Raw genomic sequence first — 15084 nt, forward strand, 5'->3', positions numbered from 1 at the left:
CATGGAGCCCCCCAATGACCCTGATCCTAAAAATCGCGGATGCCGCCAGCTGGGTTGCCTCGGTGATCGCGCGCATCATGCTGATCATCGTCGCGGTCAGCCTGGTCGTACAGGTCGCGCTGCGCTTTGGCTTTTCCCATTCGCTGCCCTGGCCCGAAGAAGCCTCGCGCTACCTGATGATCTGGGTCGTGATGCTGACCGCCTGCCGCCTCGTTCAGTACAACGAACTGGTGCGCGTCGACTTCCTCGACAAGCTCTGGCCCGAACGCTGGCTGGTCTGGCGCAACCTCGTCTTTCGCCTTGTCATGGTCGGGATGTTCTCACTCATGATCTGGCAGGGCTGGCTACAGGCCGAATTCTCGATGCGCCGCACCACCGCCGCGCTACAGATCTCTTGGTTCTGGCCCTATCTCGCCATTCCCGTCGGTTCGGCCCTTGTCGTGCTGCAACTGGTGGCGGTGACCCTGCGCGAGATCGTATCGGGCCGACAGGCCGCCTCTCATCTCGTTGGAATGCAGGAGACAGCACAATGAGCGCGTCGCTTCTTACCATCATCGGCATCTTGCTGCTTCTTCTCTTCCTCGGCAGCCCGGTGATCTTCGCCATCGGCGTGGCCGGCATCGCCTATTTCTTTGTCGAACCGAACATGACGTCGATGCTTTCGATCGTTGTGCACAAGTTCTTTACCGGGATGGATGTCTTCATCTGGCTGTCGATTCCGCTTTTTGTCATCGCCGGCGAGATCATGTCGGCCACCAACATGACCGAACGTCTGCTGGGCTTTTCGCGCCTGCTGGTCGGTCGGCTGCGCGGCGGGCTTGCCTATGTCAACGTCGTCGGCTCGATGATGTTCGGCGGCGTCTCGGGCTCGGCCATGGCGGATATCGCGGCGCTTGGCCCGGTCGAAATCGAGATGATGCGCAAGGACGGCTACGACCGGGATTTCGCGGCCGCTCTGACCGTGAGTTCCGCCATTCAGGGGCCGATCATCCCGCCCTCGATCCCGCTGATCATGTTCTCAAGCCTGACCAACACCTCGGTCGCGGGGCTGTTTCTGGCCGGGGCGGTTCCGGGCATCCTGCTGGGCGGCGGGCTGATGCTGGTGGTCTTCATCATGGCGCGGCTGCGGAATTTTCCGCGAAACCCGATCAAGGACCTGAGCGTGGCAATCGTGTTCCGGATCGTGCTGGATGCTTTCTGGTCGCTGTTCATGCCGGTCATCATCATCGGCGGTATCGTGTCGGGTATCTTCACCGCGACCGAAGCGGCAGCCGTCGCCGTGGCCTACGCGTTGCTGGTCGGCGTCTTTGCCTACCGCAACCTGACGCTGAAGGAACTCTGGGCGATCCTCGACCGGTCGGCGCGGGTGACGACGTCGATCTACCTGATCGTCGGCTTTGCCACGATCATCAGCTGGATCATGGCCAACGAACGCCTGCCCGACACGCTGGAGGCCTTCATCATGGCGCAGGACGTCGCGCCTTGGGTGCTGCTTCTGGCGATCAACATCTTTTTCCTGATCAACGGGCTGTGGATATCGGATTCGGTGCAACTGCTGCTGTTTGCACCGCCGTTCACCCCGATCCTCGCCGCGATGGGCGTCGACCCGATCCATTTCGGTGTGATCATGACGATGAACGTCATGATCGGTCTGCTGACGCCTCCCTACGGGATGGCGCTCTACCTTGGCTCGGCGGTCAGCAAGGTGCCGCTTGGACAGATCATCCGGGCCAGCCTGCCGATGCTCTTCGCCTCGCTGATCGTGCTGATGCTGGTGACTTACATCCCCGCGATCTCTCTCACCCTCCCCCGCCTTTTCGGCTTTGCAAACTAAGACAAGGACAACACTGACATGACTACCGCAAACGATATCGCCGGCATGCTGCCCGCCACCGTCACGCCGTTCAAAGCCGACGGCTCGGTGAACTACGACATGATCCCCCGCGTGATCGACCACGTCTTTGCCGGCGGTGCCAAGGGCACCGTTCCCATCGGCGGTACCGGCGAATACACCATGCTGTCGAACGCCGAGCGCGCCAGGATCGTCGAGGTGACCGCTGAGGCCAGCAAGGGGCGCGGGCCGGTCATCGCCGGGCTGCTGTCACCGGGCTATGCCGACAACATGCAGGTCGCAAGGGACGCCAAGGCCGCCGGGGCCGATGCGGTCATGCTGATCCTGCCGTTCTACGCCACCGGCCACGAACAGGGCATGGCCGATTATGTGCGCCGCTTCCGCGAAGAAATCGACATGCCGGTGGTGTTCTACGAGATCCCCGGCCGCACCGGGGTCAAGATCGGCATCGACCATATCGCGAAACTTGCCGACGAAGGCGTCATCATCGGCATGAAGTTCTCGGACACCGATCTGTCGCGCTGCGCCCATCTGGCGGAATTGACCAATGACGATTTCTGCCTGCTGGGCGGTCAGGAAGGGCTGATGACCTACCATGCCTCGCTTGGTGCCCGCGGTGCCGTGCTGGCCGCGGCCAACCTGTTCCCGCGGTTCTGGAACGAGGCCCTGACGCTGGGCAAGGCCGGCAAGACCGCCGACCTGGTCAAGCACATGGAACTGGCGCGGCCGATGATCAACACCTGTTTCATGGAGCCGAACCCGGTGCCGATCAAGGTCGGCATGAAACTGTTGGGGATGGATTGCGGGCTGGGCCGACTGCCGCTGGAAGCGCCGAGCGCCGCCACCGTGGAGGCGGTGACCAGGCTGGTCGAGACCTTCAACGTCAACTGGGGGCTGAAAGAATATGCCTGACACCGAAGTGCTCGGGGATCACGTCGCCGCGCTCGGGGCGATTGTCGGGCCAAAGGGACTGTTGACCGGCACCGATATGGACGCCTACCTGACCGACTGGCGGCATCGCGCTTCCGGGACGGCGCAGGCGGTGTTGATGCCCGCCAGCACCGAAGAGGTGTCCGGCGTGCTGCGCTATTGCGCGCGCCATGGTGTGCCGGTCTACGTTCAGGGCGGCAATACCAGCCTCTGCGGCGGATCGGTGCCCGGCAAGACAGGAGGAGACATCCTCCTGTCCACCCGCCGGCTGAATGCCGTGCGCGAGATCGACCCGGTAAGCAACGTGGCGATAGTCGAGTCCGGGCTGGTGCTGGGCAACCTGCACCAGATCGCCGAGGCCAATGACAGGATCTTTCCGATGCATCTTGGCGCGGAAGGGACGGCGCAGATCGGCGGGCTGATCTCGACCAATTCCGGCGGTGTCTCTGCCGTGCGGTACGGCAATATGCGCAACCTCGTGCTGGGGCTGGAGGTGGTCTTGCCGGACGGCTCTGTCATTTCCCGGCTGAACGGGCTGCGCAAGGACAACCGTGGTCTGGACTGGAAACACCTGTTTATCGGAGGCGAAGGGACGCTGGGGATCATCACCGCCGCCGCGCTGCACCTGCACCCGAAGATGCGCTCGCGCGCGGATGCGCTGGTCTCCGTGGCCTCGCCCGGCGCGGCCGTGCAGGTCTTCAACCGGATGCGGGATCGGTTCGACACCAAGCTGATGGCCTGCGAACTGGTCTCGGGGACCGAGGTGAGCCTGACGCTGGAACATGTTCCCGGCCTGCGCTTCCCGATGGCAGAGATGCCGGACTGGATGGTCCTGATCGAACTGGGCGACCTCGAAGCCGACAACCGGCTTCAGGTTGGCTTGCAGGACACGCTGGAGGCCCTGCTGGAGGAAAACGTCGTCGAAGACGCCGTGCTGTGCCAGAACCTGCGCGAAAGCCAAGAGCTCTGGAAATGGCGGCACTCCTTTTCCGAGGCCAACAAGAAAGCCGGACACGGGATCGTCTTTGACCCGTCGTTGCGGGTGAAACATGTGCCGGACTTCATCGCGCACGCCACCGAGGCGGCGCTGGACATGGCCCCTTGGATGGTGCCGCTGACCGTCTGCCATCTGGGCGACGGCAATTCGCACCTGATCATGATGACCCTGCACGAGGACATGCCCCCGGCAGAGGTGATGGCGGACCTGACCCACCGGATGTTCGAACGCGTCCATGATATCATCGCCGATCTCGACGGGTCATTCAGCGCCGAACACGGCATCGGTCGCAAGCTGGTGGACGAGATGGTGCATCGCCAGCCACCGGCGGAAATCGCGCTGATGCAGGCGATCAAGCGGGCCGTCGACCCCGACGGCCTGCTGTCACCGGGCGTCCTGCTGGCCAGCGGCCAGTGACGCCCCTTTGGCAAAACGCAACGGAAAGAACGATATGTACGACTTTGCAGGCAAAATCGCCGTGGTCACGGGCGGCGCGGGCGGCATCGGCGAGGCCTCGGCCGCCGGTTTCCTGAAGGCTGGCGCGAAGGTCTTTGTCATGGACTGGTCGCAAGAGGCGCTGGACGCCGCGATGAACCGGCTATCGCCGCTTGGCGATGTCACGGCCATCAAGGCCGATGTCACCGACCGGGCAGCGCTGGACGCCTGTTTCGAACAGATCGCCGAGGCGGGTGGAACCGACATCCTCGTCACCTCGGCGGCCATCGTGAAGACCGGGCAGATCCTAGATTTCGATCCCGATACCTGGGCGAGAATCCTGAACGTCAACCTGACCGGCACCTTTCATTGCTGCCAACTGGCCGGGCGTCAGATGCTGGCCAAGGGCAAGGGGCGGATCATCACGGTCAGTTCGGTCAACGGCCAGATCGCCAACACCGGACGCGGCGCCTATTCCTGCACCAAGGGCGGTGTCGACATGCTGACACGGCTTCTGGCGGCGGAACTGGGCGACAAGGGCATCACCGCAAATGCGGTGGCCCCCGTCCCCGTCGATACGCCGATGGTGTTGCAGGTCCACGGCCCCAAGGACCGCGCCGCATGGGAAGCACAGATCCCCGCGCGCCGCTATGCCAAACCCCAAGAGGTCGCGGATGCGATCTGTTTTCTTGCCTCCGACGCCGCCGCCTATATCAACGGCCACATCCTGAACGTCGATGGCGGCTTTATGGCCTCGGGCGTCCTGATCCGCTGACCGCGACCGCATCCCCGGCCCGTCCGGGCCGGGATGTCCCGCCGCCGTCAGGCGACCTCCCAACTGTCCAGCGACAGGTCGCCCATCTCAATGAAGTCCTGCGAGCGGCTGAACAGCACGGCGATGACCCGTTTCTTGGTCAATTCATAATGCTCGATGGCTGTCGCGTCTGCCGCTGCGGCATCGCCGGCCTCGATCGCCTCGTAGATCTTGCGGTGCTGGCGCATGGTCTCTTTGAGGTGCTCCGAGAGGTCGGCAATACCGCCGTCATCGCCCTCGACCTCGCGGTCGCTGAAACAGGCGCGCGACAGGCGGATCGTGCCCAGCAGGGCCTGTTCGTAGAAGTCCTGAATGTAGCGGTTGTTCGCCGAGGCCGAGATCGCGCTGTGAAACGACGCGTTCGCCTCGGACCGGGCCACGCCGTCGCCGGACCGACAGAACTCTTCGAACGCCTCCATCTCGCGCGCGATGGCGGTCAGGTTGCGCTTGGTCCGTTTCAGGGCGGCCTGTCGATGCACAAGCCGACTGGAGATCAGCAGCGCATCGTACAGCTTGGGCACATCGTCAAAGTCCAGCGGCGCCACCTTGGCCTTGCGGCCCTCGCGGACCACCAGTCCGTCGGCGATCAACTGGATGATCGCTTCGCGGACCGGGGTCCGCGAGACGTTGAGGCGCGCGCCCAGCTCGGCCTCATCAAGGATGACCCCCGGCCGCAGGTCCAGCCGAAGGATGGAGTCCCGCAGCATTTTCGCGACCTTGACCCCATCGCGTTCCGACATCCTGCGCGCTCCCTTCATTTTGTGGTGCATCGTGCGTTCCCTTCCATGATTTCGCATGCATCCCGAAAGCGCAAGACGGGCCGGGCCGTCTGGCGCAGGGTCACTCCGGCCCGCGCGCGCCCGGCGTCATGCGCCGAACAGCTTGTTCGGCAGCCAAAGGGCGATTTCGGGAAACAGCGTCAGCATCACGACCGCAAGGCACATCATCAGAAAGAACGGCGCAGCCGCAAGCGCAACGCGCGTCACCGCCGTCCCGGTGAGGCTTTGCAGGATGAAGAGGTTGAATCCGATGGGCGGCGTGATCTGCGCCATTTCCACCATGATCACCAGAAAAATCCCGAACCAGATCGGATCGAAGTTCGCGGCGAGGATCAGCGGCAGGGTGATGGGCAGGCTCATCACCGTGATCGACACCCCCTCAAGGAACATGCCGAGAAGCACATAGAAGATCGCCAGCACAAAGATCAACGCGCCGGGCGAAAGGTTCATTGCCGCAATGGCCTTGGCCACATCCTGCGGCACATGCAGAAACCCCATCGCCGTCGACAGGAAGGCCGCGGCAATCAGGATAACCGCGATCATGCAGCTGGTATGCACCGCCGCCCGCAGACTGGAGAAAAACGCCTCGCGGGTCAGTTGGCCGGTCAGCGCCGAGATCAGGATCGTAAAGACCACGCCCACCGCCGCCGCCTCCGACGGCGTGGCAATGCCGCTGTAGATCGCCCCCAGAACGATGAAGATCAGCACCCCGATGGGCAGCAGATCCCACAGACCCATCAGGAAGTCGCGCGGGCCCGGCGCATCGCCTTCCGCGGGGGCCACGTCGCTGCGCAGCAGGCTCATGACCATGACGTAGGTCGAGTAGATCCCCGCCAGCATCAGGCCGGGCAGGACACCCGCCGCGAACAGCCGCGAGATCGAGACTTCGGCCAGCACGCCGTAGACGATCATGACGACCGAGGGCGGGATCAGCAGGCCAAGGCTGCCCGCCCCGGCAAGCGTGCCAAGCGACAGGGCGTGCGAATACTTGCGCCGTCCCAGTTCGGCGATGGTGATCTTGCCCACCGTCGCCGTCGTCGCCGCGCTTGACCCGCTGACAGCGGCAAACAGCGCGGAGCCAAGGATATTGGTGTGCAGGAGTCGGCCGGGCAGATAGTAGGTCAGCGGCGCGAGGCCGCGAAACAGCCGGTCCGAGATATCGGTGCGCAGCATGATCTCACCCATCCAGACGAACATCGGGATGGCGGACAGTTCCCAGCCGGTGGCGCTGCGGATCACCAGCGGTCCCATGATGGTGCCGATGCGGAACAGGTCCATGTCGATCAGCAGGACCAGCCCGGTGGTGCTGACCAGCAGCAGAGCCGCAAAGACCCAGACCCCAAGTCCGAGAAAGGTCATGATGAGCAGCAGGACGACGAGGGCGACAAACAGGCTTTCCATGGTCTCAATCTCCCTGTGCGGTTTCAAGAGGCTGGCCGTTCCGCAGCACGTCCAGCAGGCTTGCGATCAACTGGATCATGAACAGAACCAGACCCGCGAAGATCACCGCGTCTATCATCCAGAGCGGCGTTTCGTTGACCGTCGGGCTGACGGATCCGCGATGAAAATCGCGGGCCAGCATGCGCCAGATGAAGCGCGCCAGAAACACCGTGATCCCAAAGGTCAACAGGATGCAGATCACCTCGACCGTCGCCGCCGCCCGTCCGCGCAGGCGCGCCAGAATCAGGCCGACCCGAATGTGCTTGCGTTCGCGAAAGGTGTCGGCGAGCGCCATAAAGGTCATGGCGCCCACCGCATAGCCCACGTATTCATCCATCGAATAGGTCGACGTGGCGAAAAAGGCCCGCATCACGATCTCAAGCGATACGTGCAGGACCATGTATACCAAAAGGGCCATCGCGAGCCCCATTGCGGCCCTTCCGGAGTATCGGTTCACACGTGTGAAGAGCGTCAGAGCGGGCATTGTCGGTCTCATTTGCTGGATGGCAGGTGAGGGTCGGCCGGGATGCAGCGCACCCCGGCAGTTTTGGCGGTCAGATCCGGGGATCAGTCTCGGGCCGCCGCGTATTTGTCGAGGATTTCCTGACCGGTCGCGCCGACCTTGGACAGCCAGTCCTCGTAGACACCCGCACCGGCCACGTTGAGGGCCTTGAGGAACTCGGGGTCGAGTTCTTCGCGCACGGTCATGCCGTTCGCGCGCATTTCGGCATAGTTTTCGCCCACGCGTTTTTCGAGAGCCGACCAGGCATAGTCGCTGGCGGCCTCGGCGGCCTTCAGCAGCGCGTCACGCTGCGCATCGGTCAGGCGGTCCCATTCGGCCTTGTTCACATGTGTCATGTTCAGGGACATTGCGTAGTTGAGCGCCGAAAAGCTGTCGAGGTGTTCCCAGAACTTGGCGCTGACTCCGCCCTCCGCCGAGGTCAGGACCGCTTCGATGCCGCCAGAGGCAAGCTGCGGCACCACATCGGCCCAGGGCAGTTGGATCGCGGCGGCCCCGGCCGCCTTCAGCGTGTTTGTACCGCTCGCGTCCCATGCGCGGATCTTGAGGCTTTGCAGATCGGTGCCCGAGGCAACGGGCTGTTCGGCCCAGATCCCGGCGGGGGGCCAGGGCGAGGCGTAGAGCAGGACCTGATCGTACTCGGCAAAAACGTCCTCGTAGTAGGGGCGCGCCACCTCCCAGAGGGTCCGCGCCTCGTCGAAATCGCCGACGAGAAACGGCAGCGACGACAGCAGGAAAAGCGGTTCGATCCCGGCGACGCTGCCGACGTTGGTGTTCGCGATCGGCAGGGCGCCATCGGCGACGGCATCGAAATGCTGTGCCGAGGTGTAGCCCAGCGAAGCGCCGAAGTGATTGGTGATGAGGATGTCACCGCCGGACAATTCGGCCGCCGTGTCGGCAAAGATCTTCTGTGCCTGACCATGGATCGAGGTTTCGCCATATTCGTTGGCCATGTCCCAGCGCACCTCTTGTGCGAAGGTTGTCGTGGCCGACAGGCTGCCAGCGATCATCGCGGCACCCACAAATCTGATGGAGGTGTTCAAGGTTCCACTCCCTTTTTGCTTGGGTTGAGAAAGTTAGGTCGGATCTGTGTAGAAACGGGCCATATAGCCGGGCGTGAACTTGCCCGAGTTCAGGTCTTCGGCTTTTTCGCGCTCCGAGCGATCCTCTGGCGCGCCATAGCCGCCGGCACCGGGGGTATCGATCACCACCCGGTCCGAGGGCGAAAGGCGAATGCCCGAGGCCTTGGGCGCCAGATCGCAGCGGCTGCCGTCATCGCTTTCAATGACGAAAGACCCCGCCGCGCCGGGCAAACCGCCGAACATGCCCCAGGGCTGGTGGCGGAACCGCTCTCCGACGCCGTTGAACTCGCAGATATGGCCAACCGGGCGCAGGATGCGCCGGATGCCCATGCCGCCGCGATGCCGTCCGGCGCCACCGCTGTCCTCGACGAGGGCATAGCCCTCGACGCGCAGCGGGTATTCCTGCTCGATCGCTTCGACCGGAAGGTTCGAGGTGTTGGTGATATTGACCTGCACCCCGTCCTTGCCGTCATGGGTGGCGCGCGCGCCCATGCCGCCGCCCAGCGTTTCGAGGTAGACGTACTGTCGCCCCGTCCGCGGATCGGTCCCGGCGAAGACCGCCGAGGTATTCGCGCCGTTGGCCGCCCCGATCACCCGGTCGGGCAGCGCCTCGGCCAGCGCGCCGATCACCACGTCGACGATCCTCTGGCAGGTATTGGCGCGCATCGCCACAGCCGCCGGGAAGACGCAGTTGACCAGCGTCCCTTCGGGCGCGTTGATCTCGATCGCGTCAAAGATACCGTGGTTGTTCGGCACATCCGGGTCCAGAAGCGCCTTGAGCGCGAAACAGACCGCCGACTGTGTGGCGTTGAAGGTGCAATTGAAATTGCCCAGCATCTGCGGATCGGTCCCGGTAAAGTCAAAGCCGATGGCCTGACCTTTTTTGTGGATGGTCAGCGCGATGCGGATGTCCTCGGTCCCGGCGCCGTCATCGTCCATCAGGTCGGCAAAGCTATAGTCGCCGTCCGGAAGGGTGGCGATTGCGGCCTGCATCCGGAGACGCGTACGCTCGATGATTTCGTCAAAGGTGCGGGTCAGGGTGTCGGCCCCGATGGTGTCCATGATCTCCTCGACACGGCGGCGGCCGAGGTTCGCGGCGGCGATCTGCGCGTTGAGATCCCCGAGGCGTTCCTCGGGCAGGCGCATGTTCAGCAACAGCAGCCGCTGGATGTCCTCGACCAGTTCGCCTTTGCGGTAGAGCCGAACAATGGGGATGCGCAGCCCTTCCTTGTAGATCTCGTCAAGCCCGCCCGACATCGACCCGATGGCGGCCCCCCCCACGTCCGCGTGGTGCACGATATTGGCGACAAAGCCGATCAGGCGGGTGCCGTCAAAGATCGGCGCGGCAAGGTTGATGTCCGGCAAATGGGTGCCCCCGGCCACATGCGGGTCGTTGCCGATAAAGACGTCGCCGGGCGCAAGCGTGTCGCCGTAGGCCTCAAGGATGTAGGTCATCAGGCCCGCCATCGAGGCCAGATGGATCGGCAAGGCGTTTTCCGCCTGCACCACCAGCCGGCCTTTCGCGTCGGCGATGGCGGTCGAATGGTCGTGGCGCTCCTTGATGTTGGTGGAAAAGGCGCTGCGCATGATGGTCAGAAAGCATTCGTCCGCCACCGACTTCAGCCCGTTCCAGGTGATTTCCAGTGCGATCGGATCCGTCGCGGCATCGGGCTTGGCGTCTTCAAACATGGCCGATCTCCATCAAGAGGTTGAGGGCGGCATCCACGGTCACCGTGGCGCCGGGCGGAACAAGCGTCGTTGAATCCAGCTGGGTGATGATCGCCGGTCCCTGCAAAACCGTGCCAACCGGCAAGGTCTCGCGGTCGAGGATCGGCGTATCGACCGGGGCGATTTCGTCGAACCACACCCGCGCGTACGAAATCGGCGCGCCAAGGTCCGAGGCCCCGCCAAGTTCTGCCGCGCCCTGCACAAGTCGCGCAGCCGCCTTTACCCGCAGATTGACGATTTCGATGGGCGCGTCCGGGTCGGCGTGGCCATAGGCCCGCATGTGTTCGGCGAGAAAACCGTTGCGCAGCCGGTCCGGGCACATCTCGGCGCTGGTCAGTTCGACCGGCAATTCGTAGTTCTGCCCGACATAGCGCATGTCGAACGACAGCACGGTACGACCGTCCTCGGCCCCCTCGGCCTCGGCGACAAGCCAGTCCTCCGCCTCATTGGTCATCCGCGCCGCTATCTCGGCCAACGGTGACAGGTCGCCATCCAGCCGGACACGTGTCGACGCAACGAAGTTTTCCTGCAAATCGGCCTCGAGCAGACCGTCCGCGCACAGAATCCCCGGCGCGCGCGGAACAAGAATCCGGTTGATCTTGAGCGCCATCGCCACGTCGGCCGCGTGCAGCCCCCCTGCCCCGCCAAAGGGCATCAGTGCGAAATCGCGCGGGTCATGTCCCTTTTCGGTCGATACGGCACGGATCGCCCGCACCATGTTCGAGGTCGCAATGCCGACGATCCCAAGGGCCGCGCGCACCGGCGTCACATCCAGCTTTGCGGCGATCTCGTTGATGACCGCCTCTGCCTTGTCCGGGTCGATCGTCAGACCGCCCCCGGCGAGCGACAGCGGCAGACGCCCGAGAAATACGTTGGCGTCCGTCACGGTGGGCTCTATGCCGCCCTTGCAGTAACAGGCCGGCCCCGGCACGGCCCCGGCGCTTTCCGGCCCCACCCGCATCAGCCCGTCGGGACCGACATGCGCGATCGAGCCGCCCCCGGCGCCGACAGTGTGAATGTCGACCATCGGCAGACGGATGCGAAAGCCCGCGATCTCGCGCACATGCGCGATCTCGGTCTTGCCGCCGCGGATCATGCAGACATCGGTGGAGGTGCCGCCGATGTCCAGCGTCAGGAGGTTGCCAAATCCCGAGGCCGCCCCGGCCGCGGTTGCACCAACCGCCCCGGCCGCCGGTCCGGAGAGCGCGGTCCGCACCGGGAATTGCGCCGCCTTCTCGACCGACATCAGTCCGCCGGACGACTGAAAGATACCGAACCGGGCATTTGGCGCCATCTGGCCCACCGCGCCTTGCAGACGGTCCATGTAGCGGCTGACCTCGGGCTGGAGGAAGGCGTTGATCAGCGCCGTGCTGAAACGTTCGTATTCGCGGAACTCCGGTTGCACCTCTGACGAGACCGAGACGAAAAGATCCGGGCGCGCGGCCTTGACTGCGGTGGCGATGCGCTGCTCGTGCTCTGGGTTGGCAAAGGAAAACAGCAGGCAAACGGCAAGGCTTTGGACGTCCGGCACGCTGGCCAGTTCCTCGACGAAGGCATTGATGGCCTCGTCCGTCAACGGCGTGACGACCGTTCCGCCCTCACCGATCCGCTCTTCGATTTCCAGCCGTGACCGGCGGTCGGACAACGGCGGCGGGGCATCCACCTGCAAATCGTAGATCAGCGGGCGCACCTGGCGGCCGATCTCCAGAAGGTCGCGAAATCCCTTGGTGGTCACGACACCGACCTTGGCCCCCTTGCGTTGCAAGAGCGCATTCGTCGCAACCGTCGTGCCGTGGGCGAACCGCCCGAGATCCTCGCCGGTGATGCCGATCTTGGCCTGCAACTCGCCAAGGCCCAGCAGAATGGCCTCGGACGGGTCGTGGGGCGTCGAAGGCCGCTTGTGTACTGCGAATTCGCCTGTGGTCACGTTGCGGGCGGCGAAATCCGTGAAGGTTCCCCCGACGTCCACGCCGACGATCCAGCCAGCTTTTTCTTGTTGATCGAACATGCGCCGAAACTTTCTGTTCATGGGTTTCATTTCAGCATCCAGATTGGATGCCGAAAAGCAAGGCCTTTTTGACAAGCCGCGATCAGCGATCTGAAAATGCGTGGAAAACAGTCACTCGAAGAGGGTCGCCGGGCATTTTTGCGCCCCCGGAGCGACCCGCCCGTTCCGGCCTGCCGTCCGGCACCGCCTGCATGGCTGTCCGCAACGATTCTCCGGCGCGCAAACGCCTGCGCGCAGCGCATAGGCACGAGGGGCCGGAGCGCGGAACGCGTGTCAGGTGCCGGAACCGGTCATCCTGCGCGCTAGCCAGTCCATGAAGTCCCGCGCCGCCGAACCCGGCTTGCGGGTCCCGTTCGGCACCATCATCAGGCTTTGCCCGGTCGCGACCAAGCCGCCCTGCCGCAGCCCGTCGGGATCATCCGGCGCAAGAAAGGCCCGCGCATAAAGCGCGTAGATCACCGTGTGCCCGAATCCCTCGCGGACCAGATGCAGCGCGGTTTCCGCGGTATCGACACGACAGGCCGGCAGGTCGGCCTCAAATACCGCGCCGGACCGGTCCGCCCAAAGGGTCCAAAGCGGCGTCCGGCCCTGAACCTCGATGGCGCGGGCCTGACCTGCCCGACCTGCGGACGGAGAAACGAGCGTCACCGGCGCCGGGCACAATTCGATGGCCCCAAGCGGTGCCTGCTGCCGATCCACGAACAGGATGCTGACATCCGCAAGGTCGACGTTCGGATCGGTCCAGATCGCGCTGTTCAGTTGCAGAGCGACATCCGGCGCTGCCTCCATGAACTCCGCAAGCTGCGGAACCAGACACAGGTTGAGAAAAGAGATTGGTGCCGACACGGTCAGGGTGCGCGCCTCGCGGCGGCCCGACAATCCGCGCGTCGCCGCCGCCATCACGTCCAGCGCCTGCGTGATGCCGGGAAGGTATGCCTTTCCCGCCGAGCTCAGCTCCAGCCCGTTGGCCTTGCGATGGAAAAGCGGGCGGCCGAAATACTGTTCGAGCCCGCGAATGCGCTGTGAAATCGCCGCCTGTGTGCAGTTCAGCTCTGCCGCCGCGCGGGTAAAGCTTTGGTGCCGGGCGGCGGCCTCGAAGGCCTGCAAGTAGACGAGATGGGGAAGATCACGCATGGCCAAGACCTCGATTTCGTTTTCAAAACATAACGAAATCGAGGCCTGAGTGGCAAGATCGCTTTCTTGCGATCCGGTCGGTTCGCGGGCTTTTTGCTGACCAAAGAGCAAGGAGCTTCACATGCCGTTCGCCCTCCTGAGATACGGCCTGCGCAATCGCCACGAGCCGTTTCGCGACATCCCCGCGACGCCGGACCTGAAACCCAGCTACGATGTCGTCATCATCGGCGGCGGCGGGCACGGGCTGGCCGCCGCCTACTACCTGTCCAATCACCATGGCATCCGGTCCGTCGCCGTGTTGGAAAAAGGCTATCTGGCCGGTGGCAACACCGCGCGGAACACCACGACGGTGCGTTCAAACTACCTCACCGCCGAGTCGATCCGGTTCTACAAGGAAGGCGTGGAACTCTTCGAGACCATGTCGCAGGATCTTGGCTTCAACGTCATGTTCTCGCAGCGCGGACAACTGACGCTTGCCCATTCCGACGCCACCCTGCGCAGCTTTCACCTGCGGGCCGAGATGGGCAAGTTGGCCGGGGCGCGGATCGAGGTTGTCGACGCGCAGTCGGTGCGCGCACTCTGCCCGCTGGTGAACATGGACGAAGGCGGCCAGCACGAGATCCTCGGCGGGCTCTGGCACGCGGATGGCGGCACCGCCCGGCACGATGCCGTCGCCTGGGGCTATGCCAAGCGCGCCGCCGAGAAGGGCGTCGAGATCCACCAGCGCACAACCGTAACCGGGATCAGGACCGCGAACGACAAGGTGACCGAGATCGAAACCGACCGCGGCACGATCCGCGCCGGTCAGGTGATCCAGGCGGCAGGCGGCCTGAACGGGCAAGTCGCCGAATTGGCCGGGATTCGGCTGCCGATCCGGTGCTTTCCCCTTCAGGCGATGGTCACCCAGCCGCTGAAACCCTTTCTCGACACGCTGGTGTCTTCCGCCAACCTGCACACCTACCTTGTGCAGTCGTCGCGGGGCGAGATCGTCGTCGGCGGCGGGTCGGACCCTTATCAACTGGCTTCCACCCGGTCGACGTTCGACCAGAAAGAGCACCTTGCGCATGGGGCGTTGCAGCTCTTTCCGTTCCTGCACAACGTCAAGCTGCTGCGGCAATGGGCGGGGATCACCGACATGACACCGGACTACAGCCCGATCATGGGCACCTCGCCGCTGTCGAACTACTGGCTCGATACCGGCTGGGGCACCTGGGGATTCAAGGCGACGCCTGTCGCGGGCAAGTACCTTGCTCAATGCGTGGCCACCGGCAAGACATCGGACATTCTCGCCCCTTTCGCGCTGACCCGGTTCGACCGGTTTGCCCTGCTCAACGAAATGGGCGCCACCGCCGCCAGCCACTGAGG

The 15084-nt window shown here is 64.1% G+C and carries 13 protein-coding genes; 6 read left to right on the forward strand and 7 right to left on the reverse strand.

The window, feature by feature from the left end:
- The first annotated feature begins 14 nt into the window (after positions 1 to 14).
- From ACN0S5_RS15080 to ACN0S5_RS15100, 5 genes are read left to right on the forward strand one after another with little or no spacing between them, the layout of a single operon-like run.
- On the forward strand, positions 15 to 533 hold the full coding sequence (locus ACN0S5_RS15080; protein ID WP_417209534.1) for a TRAP transporter small permease: 519 nt from the start codon (positions 15 to 17) through the stop codon (positions 531 to 533).
- A complete protein-coding gene (locus ACN0S5_RS15085) occupies positions 530 to 1834 on the forward strand; it encodes a TRAP transporter large permease (protein WP_417209535.1) in 1305 nt (434 codons plus the stop codon). Before ACN0S5_RS15080 ends, ACN0S5_RS15085 begins: the two co-directional genes overlap by 4 nt.
- Positions 1835 to 1852: 18 nt before the next feature.
- Complete coding sequence (locus ACN0S5_RS15090) at positions 1853 to 2764, forward strand: dihydrodipicolinate synthase family protein (RefSeq protein WP_417209537.1); 912 nt, start codon at positions 1853 to 1855, stop codon at positions 2762 to 2764.
- Positions 2757 to 4196, forward strand: a complete 1440-nt coding sequence (locus tag ACN0S5_RS15095; RefSeq protein ID WP_417209538.1) for an FAD-binding oxidoreductase — start codon at positions 2757 to 2759, stop codon at positions 4194 to 4196. Before ACN0S5_RS15090 ends, ACN0S5_RS15095 begins: the two co-directional genes overlap by 8 nt.
- Positions 4197 to 4230: 34 nt before the next feature.
- Entirely contained in the window at positions 4231 to 4989 is a 759-nt protein-coding gene (locus tag ACN0S5_RS15100) for an SDR family NAD(P)-dependent oxidoreductase (RefSeq protein WP_417209539.1), read from the forward strand.
- Positions 4990 to 5036: 47 nt separating this feature from the next.
- On the opposite strand, the gene ACN0S5_RS15105 is transcribed toward ACN0S5_RS15100, so the two are convergent.
- The 7 genes from ACN0S5_RS15105 to ACN0S5_RS15135 all read right to left on the reverse strand — a co-directional run bounded on the left by ACN0S5_RS15105 (position 5037) and on the right by ACN0S5_RS15135 (position 13719).
- Complete coding sequence (locus ACN0S5_RS15105; protein ID WP_417209541.1) at positions 5037 to 5768, reverse strand: GntR family transcriptional regulator; 732 nt, start codon at positions 5766 to 5768, stop codon at positions 5037 to 5039.
- 126 nt (positions 5769 to 5894) lie between these two features.
- Entirely contained in the window at positions 5895 to 7208 is a 1314-nt protein-coding gene (locus tag ACN0S5_RS15110; RefSeq protein WP_417209543.1) for a TRAP transporter large permease, read from the reverse strand.
- Between the two features lie 4 nt (positions 7209 to 7212).
- The gene (locus ACN0S5_RS15115) at positions 7213 to 7665 is read right to left on the reverse strand and encodes a TRAP transporter small permease subunit (RefSeq protein WP_417209545.1); all 453 of its coding nucleotides are present in this window, start codon (positions 7663 to 7665) and stop codon (positions 7213 to 7215) included.
- A gap of 149 nt (positions 7666 to 7814) precedes the next feature.
- Entirely contained in the window at positions 7815 to 8810 is a 996-nt protein-coding gene (locus ACN0S5_RS15120) for a TRAP transporter substrate-binding protein (protein WP_417209546.1), read from the reverse strand.
- 33 nt (positions 8811 to 8843) lie between these two features.
- Positions 8844 to 10538, reverse strand: a complete 1695-nt coding sequence (locus ACN0S5_RS15125; protein ID WP_417209547.1) for a hydantoinase B/oxoprolinase family protein — start codon at positions 10536 to 10538, stop codon at positions 8844 to 8846.
- Positions 10531 to 12585 (reverse strand): hydantoinase/oxoprolinase family protein, encoded by a 2055-nt coding sequence (locus ACN0S5_RS15130; protein ID WP_417209549.1) that lies wholly within the window; start codon positions 12583 to 12585, stop codon positions 10531 to 10533. The genes ACN0S5_RS15125 and ACN0S5_RS15130 overlap by 8 nt, the downstream gene beginning before the upstream one ends.
- A 273-nt stretch (positions 12586 to 12858) precedes the next feature.
- Entirely contained in the window at positions 12859 to 13719 is an 861-nt protein-coding gene (locus tag ACN0S5_RS15135; RefSeq protein WP_417209550.1) for a LysR family transcriptional regulator, read from the reverse strand.
- Positions 13720 to 13840: 121 nt separating this feature from the next.
- On the opposite strand from ACN0S5_RS15135, the gene ACN0S5_RS15140 reads away from it, so the two are divergent.
- A complete protein-coding gene (locus ACN0S5_RS15140; protein ID WP_417209551.1) occupies positions 13841 to 15082 on the forward strand; it encodes an FAD-dependent oxidoreductase in 1242 nt (413 codons plus the stop codon).
- The last annotated feature ends 2 nt before the right edge of the window (positions 15083 to 15084 follow it).

It is taken from the genome of Antarctobacter sp., from assembly GCF_048262615.1.
Lineage (GTDB): Bacteria > Pseudomonadota > Alphaproteobacteria > Rhodobacterales > Rhodobacteraceae > Antarctobacter.

Coding starts and splice junctions, on each gene's coding strand:
- ACN0S5_RS15080 (WP_417209534.1), top strand. CDS start 15: ATGACCCTGATCCTAAAAATCGCGGATGCCGCCAGCTGGGTTGCCTCG.
- ACN0S5_RS15085 (WP_417209535.1), top strand. CDS start 530: ATGAGCGCGTCGCTTCTTACCATCATCGGCATCTTGCTGCTTCTTCTC.
- ACN0S5_RS15090 (WP_417209537.1), top strand. CDS start 1,853: ATGACTACCGCAAACGATATCGCCGGCATGCTGCCCGCCACCGTCACG.
- ACN0S5_RS15095 (WP_417209538.1), top strand. CDS start 2,757: ATGCCTGACACCGAAGTGCTCGGGGATCACGTCGCCGCGCTCGGGGCG.
- ACN0S5_RS15100 (WP_417209539.1), top strand. CDS start 4,231: ATGTACGACTTTGCAGGCAAAATCGCCGTGGTCACGGGCGGCGCGGGC.
- ACN0S5_RS15105 (WP_417209541.1), bottom strand. CDS start 5,768: ATGTCGGAACGCGATGGGGTCAAGGTCGCGAAAATGCTGCGGGACTCC.
- ACN0S5_RS15110 (WP_417209543.1), bottom strand. CDS start 7,208: ATGGAAAGCCTGTTTGTCGCCCTCGTCGTCCTGCTGCTCATCATGACC.
- ACN0S5_RS15115 (WP_417209545.1), bottom strand. CDS start 7,665: ATGGCCCTTTTGGTATACATGGTCCTGCACGTATCGCTTGAGATCGTG.
- ACN0S5_RS15125 (WP_417209547.1), bottom strand. CDS start 10,538: ATGTTTGAAGACGCCAAGCCCGATGCCGCGACGGATCCGATCGCACTG.
- ACN0S5_RS15130 (WP_417209549.1), bottom strand. CDS start 12,585: ATGTTCGATCAACAAGAAAAAGCTGGCTGGATCGTCGGCGTGGACGTC.
- ACN0S5_RS15135 (WP_417209550.1), bottom strand. CDS start 13,719: ATGCGTGATCTTCCCCATCTCGTCTACTTGCAGGCCTTCGAGGCCGCC.
- ACN0S5_RS15140 (WP_417209551.1), top strand. CDS start 13,841: ATGCCGTTCGCCCTCCTGAGATACGGCCTGCGCAATCGCCACGAGCCG.